The sequence below is a fragment of the Kocuria sp. NPDC057446 genome (assembly GCF_042802875.1).
Taxonomy (GTDB): domain Bacteria; phylum Actinomycetota; class Actinomycetes; order Actinomycetales; family Micrococcaceae; genus Kocuria.
In genome coordinates this window covers 28957-52940 of sequence record NZ_JBHVDI010000007.1, presented here as the reverse complement: position 1 = coordinate 52940, position 23984 = coordinate 28957, and the positions used below count along the sequence as shown (strand labels likewise).

Below are 23984 nucleotides of genomic sequence, written 5' to 3'. Positions count from 1 at the left end.
GCCACGGCCGCCAGACGAGCGTTGGGAATGGCGCGGGCGATCAGCTCCGCGTGGCTGGAGCCGATGCGGCCGGCGCCGATCAAACCGACGTTCAACTGACGGGGAGCAGGCATGGGATCCTCTTTCCGACGCGGGACGCACCGACCCGGGGAGACCCGGGTAGTGCAGGTCCCCGAAGACTAATACGTACTAGCGCACGGTGTCCACGGTGGTTCGGACCCCGTGAGCAGGAAGCGGTCCCCGTCCGCCCGCGCGGCCGCGGCCCGGGGGACGCCTCAGCCCACGGCCCTCCGGACCAGTTCGCCGAGGGTCGCCGCACCGGCCTCGTCCAGCCGGGTCAGGGCGAAGGAGGTCGCCCACAGACCGGCGTCGTCGTCGAGGTGCGCCTCGGCACTGAAGCCGAACGTCGAATAGCGCTCCTCGTCCTGCCGGCCGCTGCGGAAGAAGCACACCACCTTCCCACCCCGGGCCCACGCCGGCTGGCCGTACCAGAGCTTCGGGGCCAGCTCGGGGGCGGCCGCGGTGACGACGGCGTGCACGCGCTCCGCCAGCTCCCGGTCCGGCGGCGCCATCGCGGCGATCGCCGCGAGCACCGCCGCCTCGTCCGCGGCCGCCTTCTTCGCGCCACGGCCCCCGCGTGCCGCGGCCCTCAGCTCCGCGGCCCGGGATCTCATGGCGGCGCGCTCCTCCTCGGAGAACCCCTCCGCCGAGGACGTCGTCCGGTCCTGGTGCTCGTCGTTCCGCGCCGTGCCGCTCATGGTGCTCCGTTCCTGGTCGGTCCTGGGGACAGGTGTGCTCCCACGCTAGCGACTCCGACCGCCCCGGCGGTCGCCCGATCCGCCCCTGCCGGGCGGGAGGCCTCAGGGGCGCAGCTGCGCGGCGGCGGCCGCCCGGTGCTCCGGCGCCCCGGAGGCCAGGGCGAAGAGCGCGTAGCCGAGGGGACCGGCCGCCAGCAGGGCCTCGCAGCGGTCGGCGAGGCGGGGCTCGTGGCGGCCGGTGAGCTCCTCGTAGGCCCGGACCGTCACCGCGAAGGACCCGGGTGGGGCGATCAGGTACTGGTGCACGAGATCCAGGACCGGGTCGCCGACGCCGGCCGTCGTCCAGTCCAGGACGGACAGGACGCGGCCGCTGTCGTCGAGCAGCAGGTGGGCGGGATAGATCTCGCCGTGCGTGAGGACCGTGCTGCGCGGCCACAGCCCGTCGTCGTCGAGCCAGGCCCGCCACCGCGCCGCGAGCTCCGCGGCGACGTCGAACTGGCCGAGCACCCGCTCGAGGTCGGCCGCCCACCGCCGACGCACCTCGTCGGGGGTCTCGGCCGGGACACCGGCCGCCGCCGCGGCGGCGGGGTCGAGGCGGTGGAGGGACGCGACGACCTCCGCCAGGGACCGGGCGTACTCCGGGGAGGCGGTGTCGTAGTGCCAGACCGGCTGCCCCGCGGGGTCGAGGGTGAGACCGGGCCGGCCGGGCAGCAGCGGATAGGCGACGAGATCCGGGCCCGCGATCCGCCAGTCGGGCACCGCGACCGGGAGCCGCGGCCGCACGAAGTCGAGGATCCGCCGCTCCTCGGCCACCTTGGCCGCGACGTCGGGGCGACGCGGGATCCGTAGCACCCACGGCTCGCCGGTGCCGGAGGCCGCGGCGAAGGCCACCCGGTAGTCCAGCCCCGCCTCCTCGAACCGGACGCTGCCGGGCTCCAGGTCCAGCCCGTGCCGCGCCGCGAGGGCGCGCACGTCCTGCCCGGCCGGGAGCTCAGACGCCATCGCGCTCCCCCTCGGGGGCCGGGTCGTGGCGCGGCGGGGTGCCGCCCACGAAGGAGCGGACCCACGCCTCGTCCTTGTACTGGGCGGGCACCGCGCCGCCGAGCAGCTCCCGGGCCAGCGCGACCGCCCCGGGCGAGCCCTCGGGCGGCAGCGGCTCGGGAGAGGCGGCCAGCACGATGTTGCCGTAGCGGCGGCCCTTGAGCATCGCCGGGTCCGCCACGGCGGCCACGTGCTCGAAGACCTCGGACAGCGCGGCGAGCTCCGCGCGCGCCCCGGCGAGGTCCCGGGTGTCGCCGCAGTTGAGCACGTACAGCCCGCCCGGGGCCAGGACGCGCCGGACGTGCCGGGCGAACTCCACCGTGGTGAGCGGCTCGGGCGTCACGGCGCCCGCGAAGACGTCGCGGACCACCACGTCCCGGGTGCCGGGGCTCAGCGACTCCGTGACGGCCCGGGCCTCCCCCACCCGGATCCGCAGCAGCGGGGCGCGCGGGAGGTCGAACCACTCCCGGACCAGCTCGGCGAGCCGGCCGTCGAGCTCGACGACCACCTGCCGCGCCGCCGGGTGCGCGTGGGCGAGGTACCGGGCGAGCGAGCAGGCGCCGCCGCCGAGGTGCAGCACCCGCAGCCGCTCCGGGTCCAGCTGGACACCCACGTGGGCGTCCACGACCGCGGCGATCCAGCGCATGTACTCGAAGTCCAGCCGCTCGGGGTGCTCGGGGTCCACGTGGGAGGAGGGGACGCCGTTGACGTGCAGCACCCAGGAGCCGGGGGCATAGGCGTCGGGCACGAGCTCGGCGGTGCCGGTCGAGATCTCGTAGCTGCCCGCCGCGGGACCGGTGGTCCCGGCGGGCGCCGGCGCGGCCCGCGAGCGGCGGGACGCCCGGCTCACGCGGCCCCCGTCCGCAGCATGCGGTGCATGTGCTGCCCGGCCCAGGGCCCGCCGGCGGGGAAGGACTCGGCCAGGGCCCGGAAGCCGTGCCGGGCGTAGAAGCGCTCGGCACGGGCGTTGCCGTCCATGATCCACAGATACGCGTCCGCGGCGCCGATGGCGGCCTCCTGCAGGGCGGCGCCGACGCCCGTGCCGTAGGCCGCCCGCAGCACGTAGAGCTGGAACAGCTGCAGCGGGACGATCGGGGCGGGCACCCCGGCCCGTCCCTCCCACGCGGCGGGGGCCGGGCCGGCGGAGACCAGCCCGAGCGGGCACCCGTCGTCGTCGACCGCGAGGAGGGTGCGCACGTCGGGGTCGGCGAGGAGGGCGCGGTCGTATCCGGCGGTGCGCCCGGCCGCGGCCTGCTGCCGGTCGGCGAAGGCGTCCCCGAAGAGCGGGCGGTAGGTCTCGTCGAGGCAGCGCAGGTGCAGCTCGGTCCAGGCCGCGGCGTCGGACGGCCCGGCGGACCGCAGGCGGACCGCGGCGGGGGCAGAGCTCAGGACTCGATCGCCTGCCGCCGGATGGCGGCCTCGAGGCGCTCGACCTTGCCCTGCAGCTCCCCGGTGTGGCCGGGGCGGATGTCGGCCTTGAGCACGAGGGAGACCCGGGGCCCGTAGTCGGCCACGGCCTCGGTGGCGTGCTTGACGACGTCCATGACCTCGTCCCACTCGCCCTCGATCGTGGTGAACATGGCATCGGTCTCGTGCGGCAGGCCGGACTCGCGGACCACGCGGACGGCGGCGGCGACGGCGTCGTGGACGGAACCGCTCGGGTTCTCGCCACCGGACGGGGAGACGGAGAAGGCAACCAGCATGCCCCCATCCTCCCACCCGGCGGCGTCCGGGTGAACCCCGGGGACGACGACGGCCCCGCCGCCACGCAGGGGACGTGGCGGCGGGGCCGGGCGCCGGATCGGACCGCGGGGTCGGCCCGGCGGCTCACTTCGCCGCGAGCTGCTCCAGCACGGCGTCCTTGGAGGGATCCTCGGCACCCCGGTTCCAGGGCATCCTCGAGAGCACGTTCGCCATGGCGCAGGTGTTGGACAGCGCGGAGTAGGCGAGCCCGCCGCCGACGCCCGCGGCGACGGCGCGCAGCTTCGGGGAGACCAGCTGCCCGCCCACCACGCTCGCGAGCACGAGCGAGCCGGCGACCATGCGGACCTGGCGGTCCATGGCCCAGGTGGAGGCGCCGCGGACGACCGCGCCGCCGGCCTGCTCGAAGTCGTCGACGGTGCCGTCGACGACGTAGGTGCTCTCGGTGCCGGCCGAGGACAGGATCTCCTGGGCGCGGGAGGCCCGGGCGCCGGAGCGGCAGATCAGGGCGACCTTGCCGCCGAGGGCCTCGGCGATGTCCTGCGCGTGGTCGGCCACGAGGTCGACGGGGACGTTGTAGGCGCCGTCGATGTGCTCGGCGGCGAACTCGGCGGCGGAGCGCACGTCGAGGACGGCGACCTCCTCGCCGGACTCGATCCAGGACTTCAGCTCGGCGGGGGCGACTTTCGAGGTCATGCGGCAGTTCCTTCCGGGGTGTCGGGGTGTGACTCCATGATGCACCATACCCCCCTGGGTATGCAAGATCCCCCTGGGGGTATAGAATCGTCGGAGCAGACCCCACACCCAGGAGCGCCCCGTGCAACTCGACCCCCAGGACCTCACCCCCACCATCAACCGGCTCAAGCGGGCGCAGGGCCAGCTGGGCGCCGTCATCCGCATGCTCGAGGAGAGCCGCGAGTGCAAGGACGTGGTGACGCAGCTGTCCGCCGTCTCCCGCGCGCTCGACAAGGCCGGCTTCTCCATCATCGCCACGGGCCTCGAGCAGTGCCTGCGCTCGGAGGACCCGAGCCTGGACAGGGCCGAGCTGGAGAAGATGTTCCTCTCCTTGGCCTGAGTCCCCGGTCCGAGGCCACGGGCCCGGCCCACCCGTCCCTCGGGCGGGCCTAGACTGGTCACCGACCCAGCCCGAGCGTCGGAGGACTCCGCCACCATGACCCAAGGCATCTACGTCAGCGCGATGACGCCGCAGTCCGGCAAGTCGCTCGTGGCCCTCGGCCTGGCCGACTCGCTGTTCCGCAAGACGGACCGCCTGGGCTACTTCCGGCCCGTCCACCTCGGGGAGAGCCCGGCGGAGGACCCCATGGTCCAGCTGATGAAGCGCAACTTCGACCTCCCGGACGAACGCTGCCGCGGCGGCATCTCCCTGGCCCGCACCCGGGAGCTGCTGGCCGCCGGGGACCACGACGAGCTCGACGCGATGGCCGTGTCCGTCTACGGCGAGATGGCCCGGCACTGCGACGTGGTCGTGGTGGACGGCACCGACCTCCTGGCGCACAACGCGGCCACCGCCGAGTTCGACATGAACGCCCGGATGGCCAACAACCTGGGCGCCTCCGTGCTGGCCGTGATCGGCGCCGACGAGTCGGAGAGCCCCGAGGACGTGCTCAACGCGATCGAGGTCACCCGTGCCGAGCTGAACCAGATGCGGTGCGACATCTTCGCCGTCATCGTCAACCGGGCCCGCCCCGGCTGGGTGGAGCGGATCGAGCACAACGCCGCCCGCGGCGTGCGCGGCCTGCCCGTGTACGTCATCGCCGAGAACGAGGCGGTCGCCGCGCCCACGGTCGCCGAGCTGCGGGACCGGCACGGCTTCGGGGACGGCCCGTCCGCGGTCTCCCTGGACCGCGACGTCAAGGGAGTGAAGATCGCCGCCATGACGGTGGGCCACTACCTCGAGCAGCTCGCCGACGGCGACTTCGTCATCACACCGGGGGACCGCTCCGACATCGTCGTCGCGTCCCTGGCCTCCGCCCTCTCCCCCGCGCTGCCCGTCCCCTCGGGGATGCTGCTGACGGGCGGCTTCGAGACCGAGGGCCGGATCCGGGAGCTCACCGCCGCGGCCCCGTTCCCCGTGCTGACCACCGGGCTGGACACCTACCAGGCCGCGCGGGAGGTCTCCCGGACCCGGGGCACCCTCTCCGGGGCGCACCCGCGCAAGGTCGCGGCCGCGCTCGGCGAGTGGGCCCGGCGCGTGGACGGCGAGGAGCTCGTGAGCCGGCTGGACCTCCCGCGCCCGGCCAAGCGCACTCCCCTGCGCTTCCTGCACGAGCTCGTCGAGACCGCCCGGGCGGACCGGAAGAACATCGTGCTGCCCGAGGGCGAGGACCCGCGCATCCTGCGGGCGGCGGAGATGATCCACCGCCGCAACTTCTGCGACCTCACGGTCCTGGGCGATCCCGGGCGGATCGCCCAGCTGTGCCAGACGGAGGGCATCAACCTCGACTTCGCCGAGGACGGGCTGACGCTCGTGGACTTCGAGCACGACGAGGCCCTGCGCGAGAGGTATGCCGGGGAGTACGTGCGGCTGCGCGCCCACAAGGGCGTGCAGCCGGAGACCGCGCTCGAGCGCATGCTCGACGGCTCCTACTTCGGCACCATGATGGTGCAGATGGGGGACGTGGACGGCATGGTCTCCGGCGCCGCGCACACCACCGCCAACACCATCCGCCCCGCCCTGGAGTTCGTGAAGACGTCCGAGGGCGTGAGGATCGTCTCCTCCGTGTTCCTCATGCTCCTCGAGGACCGCGTGCTGGTCTACGGCGACTGCGCCGTGAACCCCAACCCGGACGCGCAGCAGCTCGCGGACATCGCGCTCGCCTCCGCCCGCACCGCCCGCCGGTTCGGGGTGGAGCCCCGGGTGGCGATGCTGTCCTACTCGACCGGCGGCTCCGGCTCCGGCGAGGACGTGGACAAGGTCCGGGCGGCCACCGAGATCGTGCGCGGCGCGGACCCCGAGCTCGAGGTGGAGGGCCCCATCCAGTACGACGCCGCGGTGGACGCCTCGATCGCGGCCTCCAAGCTGCCCGGCTCCGCCGTGGCCGGCCGCGCCACCGTGTTCGTCTTCCCGGACCTCAACACCGGCAACAACACCTACAAGGCCGTCCAGCAGTCGGCCGGCGCCGTGGCCGTGGGCCCGGTGCTGCAGGGACTGCGCAAGCCCGTGAACGACCTCTCGCGGGGGTGCACCGTGGACGACATCGTCAACACGGTCGCGATCACCGCGATCCAGGCGCAGGGCATGTGACCCACCGCCTCCGTCCCCGTCCCACCGCCCCAGGGAGTCCTCCATGCTCGTGCTCGTCGTCAACTGCGGCTCGTCCTCGCTGAAGTACCAGGTCCGGGAGCTCGAGGCCGGCGAGGACGGCGGGACGGTGCTGGCCTCCGGGCTGATCGAGAACATCGGCAGCTCGCGGATCGAGGACCACACGCAGGCGCTCGAGCTGCTCGCCGAGCGGCTCGAGGTGGAGCTGGAGGGGCGCACGATCGACGCCGCGGGCCACCGCGTGGTCCACGGCGGCGAGCGCTTCTCCGCCCCGGTGCTGGCCACGAACGAGATCATCCGCGACATCGAGCGGCTGGTGCCGCTGGCGCCCCTGCACAACCCCGCCGCCGTCCTGGGCCTGCGGGCCGTGCAGCGGACGTGGCCGGACCTGCCGCAGATCTGCGTGTTCGACACCGCGTTCCACCGCACCATGCCCGAGCACGTGTGGCGCTACGCCGTGCCGGAGGAGTTCTACGAGCGCTGGGGCATCCGCCGCTACGGGTTCCACGGCACGTCCCACGACTGGGTGACGGGGCAGGCCGCGCGGTTCCTGGGCGTCCCCCGCGAGCGGTTCAGCTGCGTGGTGGCGCACCTGGGCAACGGGGCGTCGGTGACCGCGGTCAAGGACGGCGCCTCCTACGACACGTCGATGGGCTACACCCCCCTGGCGGGCCTGGTGATGGGGACCCGCACCGGGGACCTGGACCCGTCCGTGGTCACGGCCGTCCTGCGCCGGGAGCCGGGGATGACCCCCGAGCGGCTCGACGCCGTGCTCAACAAGGAGTCCGGCCTGCGGGCCGTCGCCGGCAGCCACGACATGCGCGCCGTCCAGGAGGCCGCCGACGGCGGTGACGAGCGCGCCGAGCTGGCCCTGGAGATGGCCGCCCACCGCCTGGCGAAGTACGTGGGCGGCTACCACGTGGCCGTGGACGGCGCGCAGGCGCTGGTCTTCACGGCCGGGATCGGGGAGAACGCCTCGGCCTTCCGCGCCCGCGTCTGCGGCCGCCTGGGCGCCCTCGGGGTCATGCTCGACGACGACGCCAACGCCGCCCGCTCCCGGGAGGTCCGCCGGATCTCCGCGCCGGGCTCGGCGCTGGAGGTGCTCGTGGTGCCCACCGACGAGGAGCAGGCCATCGCGGCGGCGACCGCGGCGCTCGTCGCGGCCGGGTCCCCCGGCGCCTGACCGGACCCGGGCGGCACGCCGCCCGAGCGGTCCGGGCGTCACGGTCCGCCGCACAGGGCGGGTCGACCCGCCAGGTGTTCGCGAAAGCGATTCGGCCGGATAGGTTCGGTGCGGGATCCCGTCAAGGCTCCTGCCCCGTGTCCGTCCGCTGTGCCAGGAGGCGCCGACGATGTCCCAGCAGCCCTACGAGCCCCGGGGCCCCGGCGGCCCGCCACCGCTCGGCGCGCCGCCCTACGCGAAGGCACACCCGCCCCGGCCCCCGGCGACCCCCGATCTGCGGCTGCTGCTCCGGCTCACCGTGGCGTCCTTCGCGATCGCGGTCCTCGGCGGCGCCGTGGGGCTGCTGGCGGCGCCCGAGCAGCACACGGGCCCGGTTGCGGGGCCGGCGTTCGGGACGGTCGTCCTCGTCATGTCGCTGCTGTTGGGAGTCGGGTTCACCGCCGGGCTCTACGCCCTCGTCTACTTCCCGCTGCGCGAGCAGCGGCAGTGGGCCTGGATCCTCGGCATCGTCCTGGCGTCCATGGCGCTGCTGGCCATCCTGGCCAACGCGGTGCTGGTGCTCGCGGGCCCCTTCGGCGCGTCGCCGGGGCTCGTGACGGGTGCCCTGAAGGCCGTCGTGGACGTTGCCTGGCTCGTGGTGGCCGCCCGGCCCGGGGTGCGGGCCGCGCTGCGCTGACCGCGCGCCGGGACGTCGGCGCCGTGACGGAGCCGCCCCGTGGTCAGGGCAGCGTGCGGGCCAGGCGGTCCATGACGGCGGCCAGGCGGTCGGCGTCGTCACCCTCGAGCGCGCGGAGGAACAGCTGCTCGACGTCCCGGGCGTGGGCGGGCCGCAGCCGGCGGAAGGCGCGCAGCCCCTCGTCGGTGAGCTCGGCCTCGAGGCCGCGCGCGTCCTGCGGGCACCGCCGGCGGCGCACCCAGCCGCGCTTCTCGAGCACGCCGATCTGGTAGCTGAGCCGGCTCGGGGAGAAGACCATCCGCTGGGCCAGCTCCCCCATCCGCAGCCGGCGCCCCTCGGCGTCGTGCAGCAGCAGCAGCACCTGGTAGTCCATGAGCGAGCAGCCGTGCTCCTTGAGCCGGCTCTCGATCTCGGTGGTCAGCCGGGCGGTGGTCTCGAAGAACAGCTGCCACACCGCCCACGGACGGGCGGCGGTCTCCGGCCCGGCGCCGGGGGCGGGCTGCGCCCCGGTCACGGGCCCGCTCACCGGCCGGCCCGGGCGAGCAGGTCCGCGAAGTCCGGGACCCGGTCGAACCCGGTGCCCGCCTCGGGCCGGGCCGCTCCCGCCGCCTCCTCGTCGACCGGTCGGGCACCGTGCCCCCTGCCGGTCACGAGCTGGCGCGCCAGCTGCGCGCCGGCCCGCCGGATGCGCGAGTCGAGCGATTCGCCGGCCCAGTCCTCGGTGGCGGCGTAGACGCCCAGGGGCAGCACCAGCGCCTTGAGGTGGGTGAACAGGGGCCGCAGGGCGGTCTCCAGCATCAGGGAGTGCCGGGCGGTGCCCCCGGTCGCGGCGATCAGCACGGGCCGGTCCTCGAGCGCGGTCTCCTCGACGAGGTCGACGAAGGACTTGAACAGCCCGGAGTAGGAGGCCTGGTACGTCGGGGTGGCCGCGATCAGGGCGTCCGCCCCGGCGACCGTCTCCAGCGCGGCCCGCAGCTCCGGGCCGGGGAAACCGGTGAGCAGGTGGTCGGCGATGGCGTGGGCCAGCGGGCGCAGGTCCACGCGCTCGATCCGCACCGGCGTACCGTCCAGGGCGGCGCGGGTGGCCGCGGCCAGCCGCTCGGCCAGCAGCGAGGTGGAGGACGCGTCGGACATCCCCGCCGAGACCACGGCCACGGTGAGCGGGCGCGCCGCGGCGGCGCCCGTCGTCGTCGGAAGGTCCGGGGCGCTCATCGGTGCGCCTCCGCAGCGGTACGCTCCGTGGCCTGCGCGGCGCGGGCGCGTCCGGCGGGCGAGTCCTCGGCGCCGCCGGGCACCGGGTCCTGGCCGGCGCGGTGGCGGGCCACCAGCGAGGCGTGGGTCGGGGCCTCCGGCACGTGGGCGGGCTTCAGTGCGGCGAACTCCCGGCGCAGCACCGGCACGACCTCCTCGCCCAGCAGGTCGAGCTGCTCCAGGACGGTCTTCAGCGGCAGGCCGGCGTGGTCCATCAGGAACAGCTGGCGCTGGTAGTCACCCGCGTAGTCGCGGAACGCGAGGGTCTTCTCGATGACCTCCTGCGGAGAGCCCACGGTGAGCGGCGTCTGCGCCGTGAAGTCCTCCAGGGACGGCCCGTGGCCGTAGACCGGGGCCCTGTCGAAGTAGGGGCGGAACTCCCGCACGGCGTCTTGCGAGTTGCGGCGCATGAACACCTGGCCGCCGAGGCCCACGATCGCCTGGTCGGCGGAGCCGTGGCCGTAGTGCTCGTAGCGGGCCCGGTAGAACTCCACCATCCGCCGGGTGTGCTCGGCGGGCCAGAAGATGTTGTTGTGGAAGAACCCGTCGCCGTAGTAGGCGGCCTGCTCCGGGATCTCGGGGGAGCGGATCGAGCCGTGCCACACGAAGGGGGCCACGCCGTCGAGCGGGCGCGGGGTCGAGGTGAAGCCCTGGAGGGCGCCGCGGAACCGGCCCTGCCAGTTCACCACGTCCTCCCGCCACAGCCGGTGGAGCAGGCTGTAGTGCTCGACCGCCAGGGGGATGCCCTGGCGGATGTCCTGGCCGAACCACGGATAGACCGGGCCGGTGTTGCCGCGGCCCATGGTGAGGTCCACGCGGCCGCCGGTCAGGTGCTGCAGATAGGCGTAGTCCTCCGCGATGCGCACCGGGTCGGTGGTGGTGATCAGGGTGGTGGCCGTGGACAGCTGCAGCCGCTCGGTCTGCGCCGCGATGCTCGCGAGCAGGATCGGCGGGTTCGCCGGCGCCACGAACGGCGGATTGTGGTGCTGGCCGGTGGCGAAGACGTCCAGGCCCACCTCCTCCGCCTTCCGGGCGATCTCCACGGTCGCCCTGATCCGCTCGTGCTCGGTGGGGGTGCGCCCCGTGGTCGGGTCCTCGGTGACGTCCCCGATGGTGAAGATGCCGAACTGCATGTGGTCCTCCTGCTCCGCGGCGGCGCCCGGTCGGCCGGGCACCACCTTTATTTCAAATTTGAACTACTGGCGTCAAGCGCTGTCCGGCCCGGATTATTCCCCCCGACCCCGCCTAGGCTGGACGCATGCCCCTCCCCCACTTCCTGCCCACCGGTGACGGCACCGTCGACCCCGGCGCCGTCGTCGCCGGCGAGCGCTACCGCATCAGCGTGCTGAGCCCCGGGCTGCTGCGCCTGGAGTACAGCCCCAGCGGCCGCTTCGAGGACCGCCCGTCCGCGTTCGCGGTGGACCGCCGGTTCCCGGTGCCGGACTTCCGGGTGCGGCGCACCCCGTCCGGGATCGAGCTCCTGACCGACCGGGTCCACCTCAGCTACGACGAGCAGGCCTTCAGCCCGACGGGCCTGTCCGCGCAGATCCGCGGCGGCGTGACCAGCTACCACAGCGTGTGGCGCTACGGCACCCCGGTCCCCACCCTGGGCGGGACCGCCCGCACCCTGGACGAGGCGGACGGCCCGATCCCGCTCGAGCCGGGGATCACGTCCCGCGAGGGCTTCGGGGTGATCGACGACTCCGGCTCGGTCCTGCTGGCGGACGACGGCTGGTACGCCCCGCGCGCGCCCGAGGAGGGCGCCGTGGACCTCTACTTCTTCGGCTGGGGCCACGACCACCGGCAGGCGCTGCGCGACTTCTACGCCCTGTCCGGGCCGCAGCCCGTCCTGCCCCGCTGGGCGCTCGGCAACTGGTGGAGCCGCTACCACGCCTACGACGACGCCGAGTACCGGGAGCTGGTCGCCGAGTTCGACCGGCGCCGGCTGCCGTTCTCCGTGCTGGTGGTGGACATGGACTGGCACCTCACGGACGAGCACGTGGAGCGCCGGCACGGCTCGGGCTGGACCGGCTACACCTGGAACCGGGAGCTGTTCCCCGACCCCCGGGACTTCCTCGCGTGGGCGCACGAGCGCGGCTACCGGGTCACCCTCAACCTGCACCCGGCCGACGGGGTGCGCTCCTTCGAGGACGCCCATCCCGCGATGCTCGAGGCCCTGGGGCGCGAGCCGGACTCGGAGGAGCCCGTGGCCTTCGACGTCACCGACCGGGACTTCGTGGCCGCGTACTTCGAGGTCCTCCACCGTGGCCTGGAGGCCGACGGCGTGGACTTCTGGTGGGTGGACTGGCAGTCCGGGCCGCACTCCCGGCTGCCGGGCGTGGATCCCCTGTGGGTGCTCAACCACTATCACTTCCTGGACTCGGGCGCGGACGGCTCGCGCCCGCTGACGCTCTCCCGCTACGCCGGCCCGGGCAGCCACCGGTACCCGGTCGGCTTCTCCGGCGACACCGTCATCTCCTGGGCCTCGCTGGCGTTCCAGCCGTACTTCACGGCCACGGCGGCGAACATCGGCTTCGGCTGGTGGAGCCACGACATCGGCGGGCACATCTTCGGCGGCCGGGACGACGAGCTGGCCACCCGCTGGCTGCAGTTCGGGGTGTTCTCCCCGGTCCTGCGCCTGCACTCCGGCGACAACGACTTCATCGCCAAGGAGCCGTGGCGTTACCGCTCCCCCTACGCCGAGGCCATGGAGCGCGGTCTGCGGCTGCGGCACCGGCTGGTCCCCTACCTGCACACTGCCAACCGGGCCGCCGCCGTGGAGGGCGTGCCCCTGGTCCGGCCGCTGTACCACGAGCACCCGGAGGCGGAGCAGGCCTACCGGTACGGCCACCAGTACCTGTTCGGGGCCGAGCTGATGGTCGCCCCGGTCACCGCCCCTGCGGACCCCGTGCTCACCCGCGCGGCGGTGCCGGTGTGGCTGCCGGAGGGCTCCTGGACGGACCTGTTTACCGGCACCGTCTACGACGGCGGCCGGGAGCTCGTGCTCCACCGCGGCCTCGACGACGTGCCCGTCCTGGCCCGGGCCGGCGCGATCGTGCCCCTCGCCGGGTCCGACGACGACGCCGCGCCGGGCATCGGCAACCCCGCCGCGCTGGAGGTCCTCGTGGTCGCCGGCGCCTCCCACCGCACCGTGCTGGACGAGGACGACGACAGCGGGGACGGTCTCGACCCGGCCCGCTGGGCGCGCACTGGGCTCGCCCTCGACGTCGCCGCCGGGGAGTTCAGCATCGGTCCGGCCCGGGGCGGGACGGACTGCCTGCCGGCGGCGCGCACCTGGACCCTGACCTTCGTCGGCATGGAGGACCTGACCGGGCTCAGCGCCACCGTGGACGGGACGGCCGTCCCCGTCCGCGCGGTCCGCCGCGGCAACGGCGTGCGCGGGCACCGCACGTCGGTCACCGTCGAGGACGTCGCCCCCGGAGCGCGGGTGGTCGTGCGGTCGCCGGAACTGGGCACCGTGGCCGCCCAGGATCCCGCGGACCGCGTCTTCGACCTGCTCAACGACGCCCAGATCAGCTACGAGGTCAAGCGGCGGGTGCACGAGGCCGTGCGGCAGGACCCCGTGGGGGCGCTCGGGCAGGCGCCCGCCCTGGGCGTCGAGGGGCCGCTGCTCAGCGCGCTCGCGGAGCTGGTGCTCGCGACGCGGCCCTGAGCCCACCGCACCGGCCGCCGGCCCCGCGGGAGTCCTGACCGCTCGGGGCGGGAGTCACCGAGACGGCGCGCCGTCCTCTCCCGCGCCGTCCTCTCCCGCGCCGAGCTCGACGACGAGGATCGGCAGCGGCAGCCGCTCGGCCGTGAAGGACACCATGCGGGCGTGCGGGATGCCCTTCTCCCGGACGAAGCGGCAGGCGACGAGTCCGTGGTCGCGGTGCTGGCCGATCATGAGCAGCCAGTGCCGGCCCGCCGCGTCCAGTGCGTGCGCCTGGTGGTCCAGGTCCCGTCCCGCCGGGTCCTCCTCGGTGCTGCGCAGGGCGAAGCGGGCCGCGTAGGCCCGCATGTCCGCCTCGGTGCGCAGCAGCCCGGCGGCCACCCGCCGGACGTCCTGGGTCCGCAGCTCGGGGGCGATCTGCTCCTCGTGGACCGCCCCGGTCCAGCCCACGGACTCCGCCTCGGCGTCCTGGCGCCCGGAATGGATCGTCCGCTCGATGCGGCGCAGCCGCGCGTCGTCCTGGTGCAGCTCCCGGTAGCCGCTGATCAGCGCCTGGAGCTCGGCGTCCAGCGGGCTCTGCTCGGGCTCCTGGTGGTCGTCGCGGTCGGGTGCCGGTCGTGACGGGGACAAGCAGGCCTCCTGGACGGTGGACACGGACGTCCCATCGTCAACCGTGGAGCCCCGGGGCCTATTCCGCCCCGGATGCCGGACACCGGATCCACGGCGCGCGGACCGCCCGTGCAGTACTGGAGTCCGCAGCGGCCACGCATCCCTGGGATGCTGACGCCATGAACTCACCACGGTCCTCAGCACCCCCTCGTCCGTCGTCGTCCTCCGGCACCGCGCGACCGGCCCGCCCAGGCTCTGCCACGCACGTCGTCGTCCTGCCCGGCGGCGGGTACGCCGGACACGCGGACCACGAGGCGGAACCCGTCGCCGAGTGGCTCGGCACGCTCGGTCTCGCGGCAAGCGTGCTCCGCTATCCGGTGCGCGCCGAGCACCCTGCTCCCCTGGACGCGGTACGGGCCGCGATCCGCCGGGTCCGGGCGGACGGCGCGGAGCGGGTCGTCCTCCTCGGGTTCTCCGCCGGGGGGCATCTGGCCGGCCACGCCGCCCTGACCGCGGCGGCCACGGACCCCGAGCGCGTCGACGCGGCGGTCCTCTGCTATCCCGTGGTCTCCATGGAGCTCGACACCCACCGGGGCAGCCAGCAGGAGCTCCTGGGCCCGGCTCCCAGCGCCGAGGTGCGGGCCGCGACGTCCCTGGACCGCCTGGTGACGGCGGCGGCTCCGCCGTTCTTCGTCTGGCACACCGCCGACGACCCCTCGGTGCCGGTGCAGCACTCGTACCGGCTGGCGCGGTCGCTGGCGGACGCGGGAGTCCCCCACGCCCTGCACGTCTTTCCCGAGGGGGAGCACGGCCTCGGACTGGCCACGGACGCCGGGCAGCCCGCCGCCTGGCCGGAACTGTGCGCGTCCTGGCTGTCCGCCCTGGGGGTTCAGCGGTGCAGCACGGCCCCCGGTGCCACCCCGTAGGCGGTCCGGTGGTCGGTCGCGAAGCGGCTCGGGTGGGTGAACCCCCACCGGGCCGCGATCCCGGCCACGGTGTCGCCCCGGCCGGGATCGGCCTCCAGCAGCTCGGCGTGGGCGGCCCTCATCCGCAGGCTCCGCAGGTGGGCCATCGGCGTGGTGCCCAGCTGGCGGGCGAAGGCGGCCTGCAGCCCGCGCGGGCTCATCCGGGCCGCCTCCGCGAGCTCCGCCAGGGTGAGCGGACGGCTCAGGTGCTCCTCCATGTGGGCGATCGCCCGGCGGACCCCACCGGGCACCCGGTCCGAGTCCGCCGGACGGGCCGGCCGGCCGAGGAAGGTGCTCGGGAAGGCGTGCAGCACCGCGGTGGCCACGGACCGGAAGGCCTCCTGGCGGAGCAGGGGGTGGCCCATGGCGTCGTCGCTGAGCTGCGTCTCCCCGAGGGAGGTGATGAGGTGCGCCAGATACCGGGTCATCGGCGCCGACACCGGGGCGCCCTCGGTGAAGCGCAGCGCGAACTCGTCGAGCCCGAGCAGCCCGGCCGCGTGCGCCTGCACGGCGGCGAGGTCCAGGGAGACGGTCAGCAGCCCCAGCTCGTTCCAGCGGCAGGCGTAGGGGCGGACCGGGAACAGGAACGGCGCCCGCCCGGCGGTGGTGCGCGTCCCATCGGTGAAAGCCAGTGCCCCGCGGCGCACCTGTCCCACCCGCACGATGCCGGTGGCATCGACGAGCGCCCCGGTCGGTGCGCCCTGGAGCCGTGCCTGCTCCAGGCTCAGTCCCTCCACGCCGCGCACGGCCTGGGACATGCTGAAGGGGGTCCTGCGGTCGAGCTCGATCCGCCGGATCGCGTACACCTGCTCCAGGACCTCGATCCCCCTCTCGGGGTCCTGGGTGGCGACGGAGAAGGACCGGGGACCGGAACCGGTCAGCGGCGAGCGTGCCGGCGTCAGCTCCGGGATCGGCGCGGGCATAGGGCAGCTGCCTCCAGCAGGTCGGAACACGCACAGGGCAGGTCGTCTGTGTGGCCTTCGTGCTCAGGATAGGAACCCCCTGGCCGGACGGCAATCGACCACACGGCCCGGCGGCCGGACCTCTCTTCCGATCCGTCGACGGGGGGTGCGCTTTCTGACCTCGTGTGCGTAAAGTGGACACTGGCGCAAGTGACTTCCACGCACGGCGCCGAGGGGCCACGGCACTACCGGGCGTGGACCCGACCTGCCCTTCGTCCCCCATGGCACCGCGCCCCTCGCGGTCCACGGCGGGCGGAGGGCAGGCCTCCCCCCGGACCCGGCGCAGCATGTCCGCGCGCGCCGGCGGTGCGCCACTATGGCCTCCGGCAACGAGCGGGCCGCGGCCCTGGACGGGATCCAGTACGTCTACGGCGACGGGCCGTGCCTCACCGCCGCGAGGGAGCACGTCGTCGTGCACGTCCCTGACGTGGCCACCGACCAGCGATGGCCCGGCCACACGGCGGCCGGGATCGCCTCGGTGCTCGGTGTGCCCTTCGAGCCGGCCGGGGAGGCCAGGGCGGCACTGAACATCTACGCCGATCAGCCCCACGTCCACGACAAGGCCGCCGTCGAGGATGCCCGGCGCGAGGTGATCCTGGCCTCCAGCGCCCGGCGCCTGGCCGTGCGCCTCGCCGCCCACCGGGAGACCGAGGGCGATCCGGTCGCCGCCCTGGAGTCACGGACCACGATCGAGCTGGCGGCGGGCATCGTGATGGTACGGAACCGCTGCACCCAGCAGGAGGCCGTGGAGATCCTCAAGACCGTCTCCGACCACCGCAACGTGAAGCCGCGGGAGCTGGCCGCGACCGTGGGCAGGGGCTCTGCCAGCACGCACGTCGAGGTGTGATCCCCGGCCCCGGCAGGAGCCGCACCCCTCCGGACGCCGGCCGGAACGGGTTCCCCTGCCCGGGGCGCCTCACCAGCCTGGGGCACGACCCACGGTCAGGAGGCTTCCTGTGACCACTCCGAACAACGACGACGTGCCGGACCTCGACGACGTCATCGCCCCCGAGGAGGACGCCCTGCCCGCCCCCATCCACCAGGGGCACGCCGGCAGGCCGGAGCTCGACGACCAGATGAAGCACGAGGTCGAGGACGCGCTGCAGGCGCGCCATCCCGACCACGGGGAGGAGCACCGCCAGACCGAGCCGTGGGTCGACGACACCGACGACCCGGCGGTGCGCTCCGCCGTCGAGGAGCGCGAGCGCCCCGGCGCCGGGATCGACGAGGTGGGCCGCCCGCACCGCGGCCCACCTCGCGCGTCCGCGCCGCTCGGAGTCCGGTTGGCATCATGGGCTCATGAACGAGACCCCTGAGCCCACGACGCGCTCCATCGAGCTGATCCGCACCGCCACCGGCCACTACACCGCCCGCAACCCCGCAGGGGCCGAGATCGCCTTCGGCCGCGGTGAGGGGCTCCTCTCCCCCGTGGAGCTCCTGCTCGCCGCCATCGCGGGGTGCTCGTCCGTCGACGTGGACACCGCGACCTCCCGCAGCGCGGAGCCCTCGAGGTTCCGTGTGCAGGCCACCGGGCAGAAGATCGTCGAGGAGAACGGCGCCAACCGCCTGGAGGACCTGCACCTCTCCTTCCACCTCGCCTTTCCCGACGACGCGGCCGGCCGCAAGGCCGCCGGCATGGTGGAACGCCTGGCCGCCCTCTCCCACGACAAGTACTGCACGGTCTCGCGCACGGTGGAGCACGGAACCGCGGTGAGCCACGACGTGAGCGTCGACGTCGGCGACGCCGCGGACGACGCACGGTAGGCGCCGGCACGGGCGGCCCGGCGCCCGAGCCTCCGGTGTTCACCGTGCGGTCATGTGCCGGCCGCCCGGGCAGGCGAGGATGGCTCCGCCTACACTGCGCTCACGAGACCCTGACCGGAGAGGAACGGCCGATGCCCGACGGAAAACGGCAGTGGATGCCCGCCGACCAGTGGGCGGTGCGGGAGAACCTGCGGGAGTTCATCGACCACCTCACACAGATGGGCTACACCGTGCCCCACGGGCACGAGGAGGACCCGGACCTCATCGATCCCGGGGGCTCGGCCGTGGAGACCTGGCGGGAGGACTACCCGTACGACGACATGATGAGCCGGGAGGAGTACGAGCTCGAGAAGTACCAGCTGCAGATCGAGCTGCTGAAGTTCCAGTACTGGGGCCAGGACCACGACCTCCAGCACGTCATCGTGTTCGAGGGCCGGGACGCCGCCGGCAAGGGCGGGACCATCAAGCGCTTCACCGAGTACCTGAACCCGCGCGCCGCCCGGGTCGTGGCGCTGACCAAGCCCTCGGACCGGGAGCGGGGCCAGTGGTACTTCCAGCGCTACATCCGCCACCTGCCCACGTCCGGGGAGATGGTGCTCTTCGACCGCTCCTGGTACAACCGCGCCGTCGTGGAGCCCGTGATGGGCTTCTGCACCCCGGAGGACTACGCCAGGTTCATGGCCCAGGCGCCCGTGTTCGAGAAGATGCTCGTGGACTCGGGCATCCACCTGACCAAGCTCTGGTTCTCCGTGACCCAGCAGGAGCAGCGCACCCGCTTCGCGATCCGGCAGATCGACCCCGTCCGCCGCTGGAAGCTCTCCCCGCAGGACCTGGCCTCCCTGGACCGGTGGGAGGACTACACCGAGGCCAAGGAGGAGATGTTCCTGCGCACGGACACCGACCACGCTCCCTGGATCACGGTGAAGTCCAACGACAAGAAACGGGCGAGGATCAACGCGCTGCGCTTCTTCCTGGACCAGTTCGACTACGAGGACAAGGACCCGGACGTGGTCCATCCCCCGGACCCGCTGATCGTCCGGCGCGGCCGCGACGCCGTCGGCGACTGAAGCCCCGGGTCGAGGGCGCGGACCGACCGTCTCCGGGCGGTACGGTCCGGCCCGGGCTTCCTCGCCCGGCTGCTCCCTGTCCTCCGACCGCTCCGGAGTCGCGGGGACGTCCCTGCGCGTACTCGTGTGTCAACGAGCATTGACGGAATCCTGTTGTCACCTTATGTTGACAGTCAGGAGGTGGTCCGGCGATGAGCGAGGTCACGATGAGCGCACTGGTGGCGCAGGCGGAGGACGACGACCCCCTGCGGGCCCTGGCGGCCACGGCGGAGCTGCACCGGCAGGTGTCCCGGGCGGAGGCCGTGGCCGTGCGCCGGGCCCGCGCCCGCGGCGCGTCCTGGGCGCAGATCGCCACGGCCCTGGGAGTGAGCCGGCAGGCGGTGCACCGCAAGTACGGGGGCTCGAGGTTCGGGCGTGGCTGAGCCTGCGGCCGGTGCGGCGCCGCGGGGGCGGCTGCGCGACCTGATGGCCTATCTCGTCGAGCACCGCGGCGTCCTGGGCGTGGTGCTCGTGCTGTCCGTGCTGGGGGCCGGGCTGAGCCTGGCGCAGCCGGTGCTCGTCAACCGCGTGATCGGGTCCATCGGCACCGGCCGGTCACCGGCGCCGGAGGTCACCGTGCTGGTGCTGCTGGTGCTCGGAGCCGGTCTGGTGGGCGCGGTGCAGCGGTACCTGCTGGAGCGCACGGCCGAGGGCGTGGTGCTCTCCGCCCGCCGGAGACTGGTGGGGCAGCTGCTGCGCCTGCCGGTCCGGGAGCACGACTCCCGCCGGACCGGGGACCTGGTCTCCCGGGTCGGCTCGGACACCACCATGGTGCGAGCCGCCCTGACCGGCGGGCTCGTGGAGGCCCTGGGCGGGGCGCTCGTGTTCACCGGCGCGCTGGTCGGCATGGCGCTGCTGGACCCGCTCCTGCTCGGCATCACGCTCGGCGTCGTCCTGGTGGCCGTGGCGGCCGTGGTGGTCGCCTCGGCCCGGATCCAGTCGCTCACCCGCTCGGCCCAGGAGGCGGTGGGCCGGCTCGCCGCGGGCGTGGAGCGCGCCCTGTCGGCGGTGCGCACCATCCGCGCCGGCGGGGCCACCGACCGCGAGATCGCCCGGCTGGAGGCCGAGGCGGTGTCGGCCTACGGCTTCGGCGTGCGCGTCGCCGGTGTCGGCGCCGTGCTCTGGCCCATCAGCGGGCTGGCCGTCCAGGGCTCCTTCCTGGCCGTGCTCGGCGTGGGCGGCTACCGCGTGGCCTCCGGCGCCCTCGCGGTGGCCGACCTGGTGACCTTCATCCTCTTCCTGTTCATGATGGTGATGCCGCTGGGGCAGTTCTTCTCCGCGGTCACCACGGTCCGCACCGCCCTGGGCGCCCTGGGCCGCATCCAGGAGATCCTGGACCTGCCTCGCGAGGACGCGGACGACGAGGCCCCGGAGCGGACGGGCCCCGCACCGCGCACCGGGACCGCCCCGGCCGCGGACCGGCGACCCGTCGAGCTGGTCCTCGACCAGGTCACGTTCGCGTACGGGGCGGAGCGTCCCGTGCTGGACCGCCTCAGCTTCACGGTCCCCGCCGGGTCGACCACCGCGATCGTCGGGCCGTCGGGGGCGGGCAAGTCCACCCTGCTCGCCCTGGTCGAGCGCTTCTACGACCCCGTGGCCGGGTCGATCCGGCTCGACGGCACCGACGTGCGCACCATGTCCCGCGCGGATCTGCGGGCCCGGATCGGCTTCGTGGAGCAGGACGCCCCGGTGCTGGCCGGATCCCTGCGGGAGAACCTCGTGCTCGCCGCCCCCGAGGCCGACGAGGAGTCCTGCCGGGCGGTGCTGGACGCCGTCAACCTCCTGGAGCGCGTCCGGTCGCACCCCGAGGGCCTGGACGCCACCGTCGGGGACGACGGCGCCGGCCTCTCCGGCGGCGAGCGCCAGCGCCTGGCCATCGCCCGGGCTCTGCTCGCGGACACCCCGCTGCTGCTGCTCGACGAGCCGACCGCCAGCCTGGACTCCCGCAACGAGAAGGCCCTGCAGACCGCGATCCGCTCCGCCGCGGCCGGGCGCACGGTGCTCATCGTCGCCCACCGGCTGTCCACCGTCGCCGGGGCCGACCGGATCGTGGTGCTCGACCGGGGCCGGGTGACCGCCGTGGGCACCCACGAGGAGCTCCTGGGGACCTCGGAGCTCTACCGCGAGCTGGCCCGCCACCAGCTGCTGGTCTGAGCCGCCGGCCGGCGGGCCGCCCGGCCCGGCCGGTCAGCCGGTGTTGCGCAGACCGGCGGCCACGCCGTTGATGGTGATGAGCAGGGCCCGCTGCAGGCCCTCGTCCACCTCCTGCCCCCCGGCGTCCTGCTCCCGGATCCGGCGGAGCAGCTCCACCTGCAGGTAGGAGATCGGGTCCAGGTACTGGTCGCGCACCTCGAGGGTCTGCTTCAGGGTGGGGCTGCCGTCCAGCAGCTCCGCCTGCCCGGTGAGCCGGGCGAGCTCGTCGAGGGTGAGCTCGTACTCGCGGCGGATCGTCTCGAACACGTGCTGCAGGCGCTCGGGCACGAGCGCCCGGACGTAGTGGGCGGCGATCTCCAGGTCGGTCTTCGCCGCGGTCATCTCCACGTTGGAGATCACCGAGCGGAAGAAGTGCCAGCGCTCCAGCATGGTGCGCAGGTCCCCCTCCATGCCGGCCTCGCGGGCGGCGCGCAGACCCGAGCCCACGCCGAACCAGCCGGGCACGATCTGGCGGGACTGCGTCCAGCCGAAGACCCACGGGATGGCCCGCAGCCCGGACAGGCCCTTGTCCGACGACGGGCGCTTGGCCGGGCGGGAGCCGATGTTCAGCGCGCCGAGCTGCTCCACGGGGGTGGCGGACAGGAAGTACTCCGGGAGGTCGGGGTCCTCGACCAGGCCCGTGTAGGCGGCGAAGGCGGCGTCGCTGACCACGTCCATGACCTCCCCCCACCGGTCCAGCTCCTCCTCGGTGGAGCGCGGGTCCTGGTGCAGCGCCGTGGCGCGCAGCACCGCGGCCAGGGACAGCTCGAGGTTCTCCCGGGCCAGCGCGGGGAGGGAGAACTTGTCGCTGATGACCTCGCCCTGCTCGGTGAACTTGATCTCGCCGGCCAGCACACCGCTGGGCTGGGCCAGGATCGCGTCGTGGGTGGGTCCGCCGCCGCGGCCCACGGACCCGCCCCGGCCGTGGAAGAGGCGCAGCCGCACGCCGTGCCGGGCCGCGACGTCGCGCAGCCGGCGCTCGGTCCGGTGGATCTCCCACCGGCTGGTCATCACCCCGGACTCCTTGTTGGAGTCGGAGTAGCCGAGCATGACCTCCTGGATGTCCCCGCGCGCGGCGACCACCCGCCGGTACGCCGGGTCGGAGAGCAGCTCGTCGATGACTTCCGCGGAGCGGCGCAGCTCCTGCACGGTCTCCAGCAGCGGCGCGAAGCCGAGGGTGGCGCGGTCCTGCTCGCCGGTGAGGTCCACCAGCCCGGCCTCGCGGGCCAGGATCACGGGGGCCAGGATGTCGTCCGCGTCCCGGGTCATGGACACGATGTAGGTCTCGACGATCTCCTCGCCGTAGGTCTCCTGGGCCCGGGCGATCTCCCGGAAGACGGCGAACGTGCGGTCGGCGTCGCCGTCGAGCTGCACCGCGCCCGTGGCCAGCCCCGGCGGGGCGAGCGGGCGGCGCCCGGCGAGTTCCCCGGCGAGCACCGCGGCGCGCGCGGCGCGGTCCATCTCCGCGTACGGGCGCTCCAGCTCGCCCAGCCGGTCGAGCAGCTGGCCGACGGCCTCGTGGTGGGCGTCGGCGTGCTCGCGCACGTCCAGGGTGGCCAGGCCGAGACCGAAGCCGGCGATGGTGCGGGTCGCGGCGGCGAGGGAGCCGTCCGCGGCGAGCGCGCCCGTGTGGTGGCGCAGCGAGCGGGCCACCACGTCCAGGTCCGCCACGAGCTCGGCGGTGGCCCGGTAGTCCCGGCCCGGCTCGTGCACGGTCTCCTCCGCGAACCGGCGGCGGGTGTTGATGAGCTTGGCCTTGATGCAGGTGAGCTTGAGCCGGTACGGCTCCTGGGCGTTGAGCTCGAGCACGCGCGGGTCCAGGCCGGGCAGGTGGGCCACGTCCCGCGCCACGGAGTCCTGGAGCTCGGGGTCGATCTCGACGATGGCGGTGGAGGGGGACAGCCGGGAGACCAGCACGTCCAGGAAGCCCAGGGCGATGTCGACGGCCGCCTGCCCCTGCAGCTGGAGCACGCGCCGGGTCATCTCGGGGGTGACGTTGGGGTTGCCGTCCCGGTCCCCGCCGATCCACGAGCCGAAGCGCAGCGGCGGCGGGCCGGCGGGCAGGTGCACGTCGTGCTGCGAGAGCTGGTCCTCCAGGTCCGCGAGCAGCACGGGCATGGTCTCGGTGAGGACCTCCCGCAGGTAGTACAGGGCGTTGCGGGCCTCGTCGAGCGGGGTGGGGCGGTTCTGGCGCAGCTCGTCGGTCTGCCACAGGAGCTCGATCAGCTCCGCGAGGCGCCGGTCCTGGCTGCGGCGCGCGGCGGAGCCCTCGGCGGTCTCGCGGGCCAGGATGTCGGAGAGGTGCCGGATCTTGGTCAGCACCGAGCGCCGGGAGGCCTCGGTGGGGTGCGCGGTGAACACCGGCCGCACGTCCAGGCGGCCCACCGCGTCCCGCAGGGCGTCGGGACCGGCCTCGCCGACGACGTCGGTGACGGCCGCGGCGAGCCACCCCTCCTCCTCGGCGCGACCGCCCAGCACGCGCACGCGGTGCACCTGCTCGGCGGCGTTGGCCAGGTGGAAGTAGTGGGCGAAGGCCCGCACCAGGTCCGTCGCACGGTCGAGGGGCAGGGAGCCGAGCAGGTCGCGGACCCGGCCCGCGGCGTCGTCGGCCCCGGAGGCCTTGGCGTCCTTCGCGTCCTTGGTGAGGCGGCGGACCTGCTCGACGAGCTCCAGCAGCTCCTCGCCGCGCTGGCGCACGAGGGTCTCCCCCAGCAGGGTGGTGATGCGGCGGACGTCCGCGCGCAGCGGCGCGTCGATGACCTCGGCGCGGTGGCGTTCGGGGGCGGCGGTGCGGTCGTGCTGAGTCGTCATGTCGCGGCTGC

At 74.3% G+C, this 23984-nt stretch carries 24 protein-coding genes; 12 read left to right on the top strand and 12 right to left on the bottom strand.

Annotation, left to right across the window (positions count from 1 at the left end; translation table 11 throughout):
* Window positions 1–275: 275 nt before the first annotated feature.
* From ACFU0Y_RS02055 to ACFU0Y_RS02030, 6 genes are all read right to left on the bottom strand, one after another.
* On the bottom strand, window positions 276–758 hold the full coding sequence (locus tag ACFU0Y_RS02055; protein ID WP_380212779.1) for a DUF1801 domain-containing protein: 483 nt from the start codon (window positions 756–758) through the stop codon (window positions 276–278).
* A 102-nt stretch (window positions 759–860) separates the two neighbouring features.
* Window positions 861–1760 (bottom strand): macrolide 2'-phosphotransferase, encoded by a 900-nt coding sequence (locus ACFU0Y_RS02050; protein WP_380212778.1) that lies wholly within the window; start codon window positions 1758–1760, stop codon window positions 861–863.
* Window positions 1750–2649 (bottom strand): spermidine synthase, encoded by a 900-nt coding sequence (locus ACFU0Y_RS02045; RefSeq protein WP_380212777.1) that lies wholly within the window; start codon window positions 2647–2649, stop codon window positions 1750–1752. The genes ACFU0Y_RS02050 and ACFU0Y_RS02045 overlap by 11 nt, the downstream gene beginning before the upstream one ends.
* Complete coding sequence (locus ACFU0Y_RS02040; protein ID WP_380212776.1) at window positions 2646–2996, bottom strand: GNAT family N-acetyltransferase; 351 nt, start codon at window positions 2994–2996, stop codon at window positions 2646–2648. The genes ACFU0Y_RS02045 and ACFU0Y_RS02040 overlap by 4 nt, the downstream gene beginning before the upstream one ends.
* A 188-nt stretch (window positions 2997–3184) precedes the next feature.
* A complete protein-coding gene (locus ACFU0Y_RS02035; RefSeq protein WP_380212775.1) occupies window positions 3185–3502 on the bottom strand; it encodes an MTH1187 family thiamine-binding protein in 318 nt (105 codons plus the stop codon).
* A gap of 124 nt (window positions 3503–3626) precedes the next feature.
* Window positions 3627–4196, bottom strand: a complete 570-nt coding sequence (locus tag ACFU0Y_RS02030; RefSeq protein WP_380212774.1) for a rhodanese-like domain-containing protein — start codon at window positions 4194–4196, stop codon at window positions 3627–3629.
* A 121-nt stretch (window positions 4197–4317) separates the two neighbouring features.
* On the opposite strand from ACFU0Y_RS02030, the gene ACFU0Y_RS02025 reads away from it, so the two are divergent.
* The 4 genes from ACFU0Y_RS02025 (at window position 4318) to ACFU0Y_RS02010 (ending at window position 8642) form a co-directional block, all read left to right on the top strand.
* Window positions 4318–4575, top strand: coding sequence for a metal-sensitive transcriptional regulator (locus tag ACFU0Y_RS02025; protein WP_380212773.1), 258 nt, complete (start codon window positions 4318–4320; stop codon window positions 4573–4575).
* Window positions 4576–4671: 96 nt separating this feature from the next.
* Window positions 4672–6765: a phosphate acetyltransferase gene (gene pta, locus ACFU0Y_RS02020; protein ID WP_380212772.1), complete on the top strand. Its 2094-nt coding sequence runs from the start codon at window positions 4672–4674 to the stop codon at window positions 6763–6765.
* Window positions 6766–6808: 43 nt separating this feature from the next.
* A complete protein-coding gene (locus ACFU0Y_RS02015) occupies window positions 6809–7966 on the top strand; it encodes an acetate/propionate family kinase (protein ID WP_380212771.1) in 1158 nt (385 codons plus the stop codon).
* Between the two features lie 169 nt (window positions 7967–8135).
* Complete coding sequence (locus ACFU0Y_RS02010; protein ID WP_380212770.1) at window positions 8136–8642, top strand: hypothetical protein; 507 nt, start codon at window positions 8136–8138, stop codon at window positions 8640–8642.
* A 43-nt stretch (window positions 8643–8685) separates the two neighbouring features.
* Here ACFU0Y_RS02010 and ACFU0Y_RS02005 read toward each other — a convergent pair whose 3' ends face one another.
* Genes ACFU0Y_RS02005 through ACFU0Y_RS01995 form a run of 3 tightly spaced genes read right to left on the bottom strand, consistent with a single transcriptional unit; the run spans window position 8686 to window position 11026 of the window.
* A complete protein-coding gene (locus ACFU0Y_RS02005; protein ID WP_380212769.1) occupies window positions 8686–9156 on the bottom strand; it encodes a MarR family winged helix-turn-helix transcriptional regulator in 471 nt (156 codons plus the stop codon).
* Window positions 9157–9164: 8 nt separating this feature from the next.
* Window positions 9165–9854, bottom strand: coding sequence for a CE1759 family FMN reductase (locus ACFU0Y_RS02000; RefSeq protein ID WP_380212768.1), 690 nt, complete (start codon window positions 9852–9854; stop codon window positions 9165–9167).
* Window positions 9851–11026, bottom strand: a complete 1176-nt coding sequence (locus ACFU0Y_RS01995) for an LLM class flavin-dependent oxidoreductase (RefSeq protein ID WP_380212781.1) — start codon at window positions 11024–11026, stop codon at window positions 9851–9853. The genes ACFU0Y_RS02000 and ACFU0Y_RS01995 overlap by 4 nt, the downstream gene beginning before the upstream one ends.
* A 125-nt stretch (window positions 11027–11151) precedes the next feature.
* Between ACFU0Y_RS01995 and ACFU0Y_RS01990 the strand changes: the two genes are divergently transcribed.
* Window positions 11152–13566: a TIM-barrel domain-containing protein gene (locus ACFU0Y_RS01990; protein ID WP_380212767.1), complete on the top strand. Its 2415-nt coding sequence runs from the start codon at window positions 11152–11154 to the stop codon at window positions 13564–13566.
* 54 nt (window positions 13567–13620) lie between these two features.
* Here the strand turns inward: ACFU0Y_RS01990 and ACFU0Y_RS01985 are convergent, their stop codons facing one another.
* Window positions 13621–14193 (bottom strand): hypothetical protein, encoded by a 573-nt coding sequence (locus ACFU0Y_RS01985; protein WP_380212766.1) that lies wholly within the window; start codon window positions 14191–14193, stop codon window positions 13621–13623.
* Between the two features lie 158 nt (window positions 14194–14351).
* Between ACFU0Y_RS01985 and ACFU0Y_RS01980 the strand changes: the two genes are divergently transcribed.
* Window positions 14352–15098, top strand: coding sequence for an alpha/beta hydrolase (locus tag ACFU0Y_RS01980; protein ID WP_380212765.1), 747 nt, complete (start codon window positions 14352–14354; stop codon window positions 15096–15098).
* On the opposite strand, the gene ACFU0Y_RS01975 is transcribed toward ACFU0Y_RS01980, so the two are convergent.
* Window positions 15062–16060: a helix-turn-helix transcriptional regulator gene (locus tag ACFU0Y_RS01975; RefSeq protein WP_380212764.1), complete on the bottom strand. Its 999-nt coding sequence runs from the start codon at window positions 16058–16060 to the stop codon at window positions 15062–15064. The genes ACFU0Y_RS01980 and ACFU0Y_RS01975 overlap by 37 nt on opposite strands.
* Before the next feature lie 355 nt (window positions 16061–16415).
* Here ACFU0Y_RS01975 and ACFU0Y_RS01970 point away from each other — a divergent pair, with 355 nt between their 5' ends.
* The 6 genes from ACFU0Y_RS01970 to ACFU0Y_RS01945 all read left to right on the top strand — a co-directional run bounded on the left by ACFU0Y_RS01970 (window position 16416) and on the right by ACFU0Y_RS01945 (window position 21123).
* The gene (locus ACFU0Y_RS01970) at window positions 16416–16946 is read left to right on the top strand and encodes a GAF and ANTAR domain-containing protein (protein ID WP_380212763.1); all 531 of its coding nucleotides are present in this window, start codon (window positions 16416–16418) and stop codon (window positions 16944–16946) included.
* 109 nt (window positions 16947–17055) lie between these two features.
* The gene (locus tag ACFU0Y_RS01965) at window positions 17056–17415 is read left to right on the top strand and encodes a hypothetical protein (protein ID WP_380212762.1); all 360 of its coding nucleotides are present in this window, start codon (window positions 17056–17058) and stop codon (window positions 17413–17415) included.
* Window positions 17399–17863: an OsmC family protein gene (locus ACFU0Y_RS01960; RefSeq protein WP_380212761.1), complete on the top strand. Its 465-nt coding sequence runs from the start codon at window positions 17399–17401 to the stop codon at window positions 17861–17863. The genes ACFU0Y_RS01965 and ACFU0Y_RS01960 overlap by 17 nt, the downstream gene beginning before the upstream one ends.
* 131 nt (window positions 17864–17994) lie before the next feature.
* Window positions 17995–18930 carry a polyphosphate kinase 2 gene (gene ppk2, locus ACFU0Y_RS01955; RefSeq protein WP_380212760.1) on the top strand — a complete coding sequence of 312 codons (936 nt, stop codon included), beginning with the start codon at window positions 17995–17997 and terminating at the stop codon, window positions 18928–18930.
* 191 nt (window positions 18931–19121) lie between these two features.
* Window positions 19122–19352, top strand: a complete 231-nt coding sequence (locus tag ACFU0Y_RS01950) for a hypothetical protein (protein ID WP_380212759.1) — start codon at window positions 19122–19124, stop codon at window positions 19350–19352.
* Window positions 19345–21123 carry an ABC transporter ATP-binding protein gene (locus ACFU0Y_RS01945; protein WP_380212758.1) on the top strand — a complete coding sequence of 593 codons (1779 nt, stop codon included), beginning with the start codon at window positions 19345–19347 and terminating at the stop codon, window positions 21121–21123. The genes ACFU0Y_RS01950 and ACFU0Y_RS01945 overlap by 8 nt, the downstream gene beginning before the upstream one ends.
* Window positions 21124–21156: 33 nt before the next feature.
* Here the strand turns inward: ACFU0Y_RS01945 and ppc are convergent, their stop codons facing one another.
* Window positions 21157–23973, bottom strand: a complete 2817-nt coding sequence (ppc, locus tag ACFU0Y_RS01940; protein ID WP_380212757.1) for a phosphoenolpyruvate carboxylase — start codon at window positions 23971–23973, stop codon at window positions 21157–21159.
* Window positions 23974–23984: the final 11 nt, after the last annotated feature.

What these genes read in the sequence shown, in the direction of transcription:
- ACFU0Y_RS02050 (WP_380212778.1), bottom strand. Translation starts at nt 1,760, where the DNA reads ATGGCGTCTGAGCTCCCGGCCGGGCAGGACGTGCGCGCCCTCGCGGCG.
- ACFU0Y_RS01960 (WP_380212761.1), top strand. Translation starts at nt 17,399, where the DNA reads ATGAACGAGACCCCTGAGCCCACGACGCGCTCCATCGAGCTGATCCGC.
- ACFU0Y_RS01980 (WP_380212765.1), top strand. Translation starts at nt 14,352, where the DNA reads ATGAACTCACCACGGTCCTCAGCACCCCCTCGTCCGTCGTCGTCCTCC.
- ACFU0Y_RS02055 (WP_380212779.1), bottom strand. Translation starts at nt 758, where the DNA reads ATGAGCGGCACGGCGCGGAACGACGAGCACCAGGACCGGACGACGTCC.
- ACFU0Y_RS01990 (WP_380212767.1), top strand. Translation starts at nt 11,152, where the DNA reads ATGCCCCTCCCCCACTTCCTGCCCACCGGTGACGGCACCGTCGACCCC.
- ACFU0Y_RS01970 (WP_380212763.1), top strand. Translation starts at nt 16,416, where the DNA reads ATGGCCTCCGGCAACGAGCGGGCCGCGGCCCTGGACGGGATCCAGTAC.
- ACFU0Y_RS02035 (WP_380212775.1), bottom strand. Translation starts at nt 3,502, where the DNA reads ATGCTGGTTGCCTTCTCCGTCTCCCCGTCCGGTGGCGAGAACCCGAGC.
- ppk2 (WP_380212760.1), top strand. Translation starts at nt 17,995, where the DNA reads ATGCCCGACGGAAAACGGCAGTGGATGCCCGCCGACCAGTGGGCGGTG.
- ACFU0Y_RS01975 (WP_380212764.1), bottom strand. Translation starts at nt 16,060, where the DNA reads ATGCCCGCGCCGATCCCGGAGCTGACGCCGGCACGCTCGCCGCTGACC.
- ACFU0Y_RS02015 (WP_380212771.1), top strand. Translation starts at nt 6,809, where the DNA reads ATGCTCGTGCTCGTCGTCAACTGCGGCTCGTCCTCGCTGAAGTACCAG.
- ACFU0Y_RS02000 (WP_380212768.1), bottom strand. Translation starts at nt 9,854, where the DNA reads ATGAGCGCCCCGGACCTTCCGACGACGACGGGCGCCGCCGCGGCGCGC.
- pta (WP_380212772.1), top strand. Translation starts at nt 4,672, where the DNA reads ATGACCCAAGGCATCTACGTCAGCGCGATGACGCCGCAGTCCGGCAAG.
- ACFU0Y_RS01950 (WP_380212759.1), top strand. Translation starts at nt 19,122, where the DNA reads ATGAGCGAGGTCACGATGAGCGCACTGGTGGCGCAGGCGGAGGACGAC.
- ACFU0Y_RS02030 (WP_380212774.1), bottom strand. Translation starts at nt 4,196, where the DNA reads ATGACCTCGAAAGTCGCCCCCGCCGAGCTGAAGTCCTGGATCGAGTCC.
- ACFU0Y_RS01995 (WP_380212781.1), bottom strand. Translation starts at nt 11,026, where the DNA reads ATGCAGTTCGGCATCTTCACCATCGGGGACGTCACCGAGGACCCGACC.
- ppc (WP_380212757.1), bottom strand. Translation starts at nt 23,973, where the DNA reads ATGACGACTCAGCACGACCGCACCGCCGCCCCCGAACGCCACCGCGCC.
- ACFU0Y_RS02010 (WP_380212770.1), top strand. Translation starts at nt 8,136, where the DNA reads ATGTCCCAGCAGCCCTACGAGCCCCGGGGCCCCGGCGGCCCGCCACCG.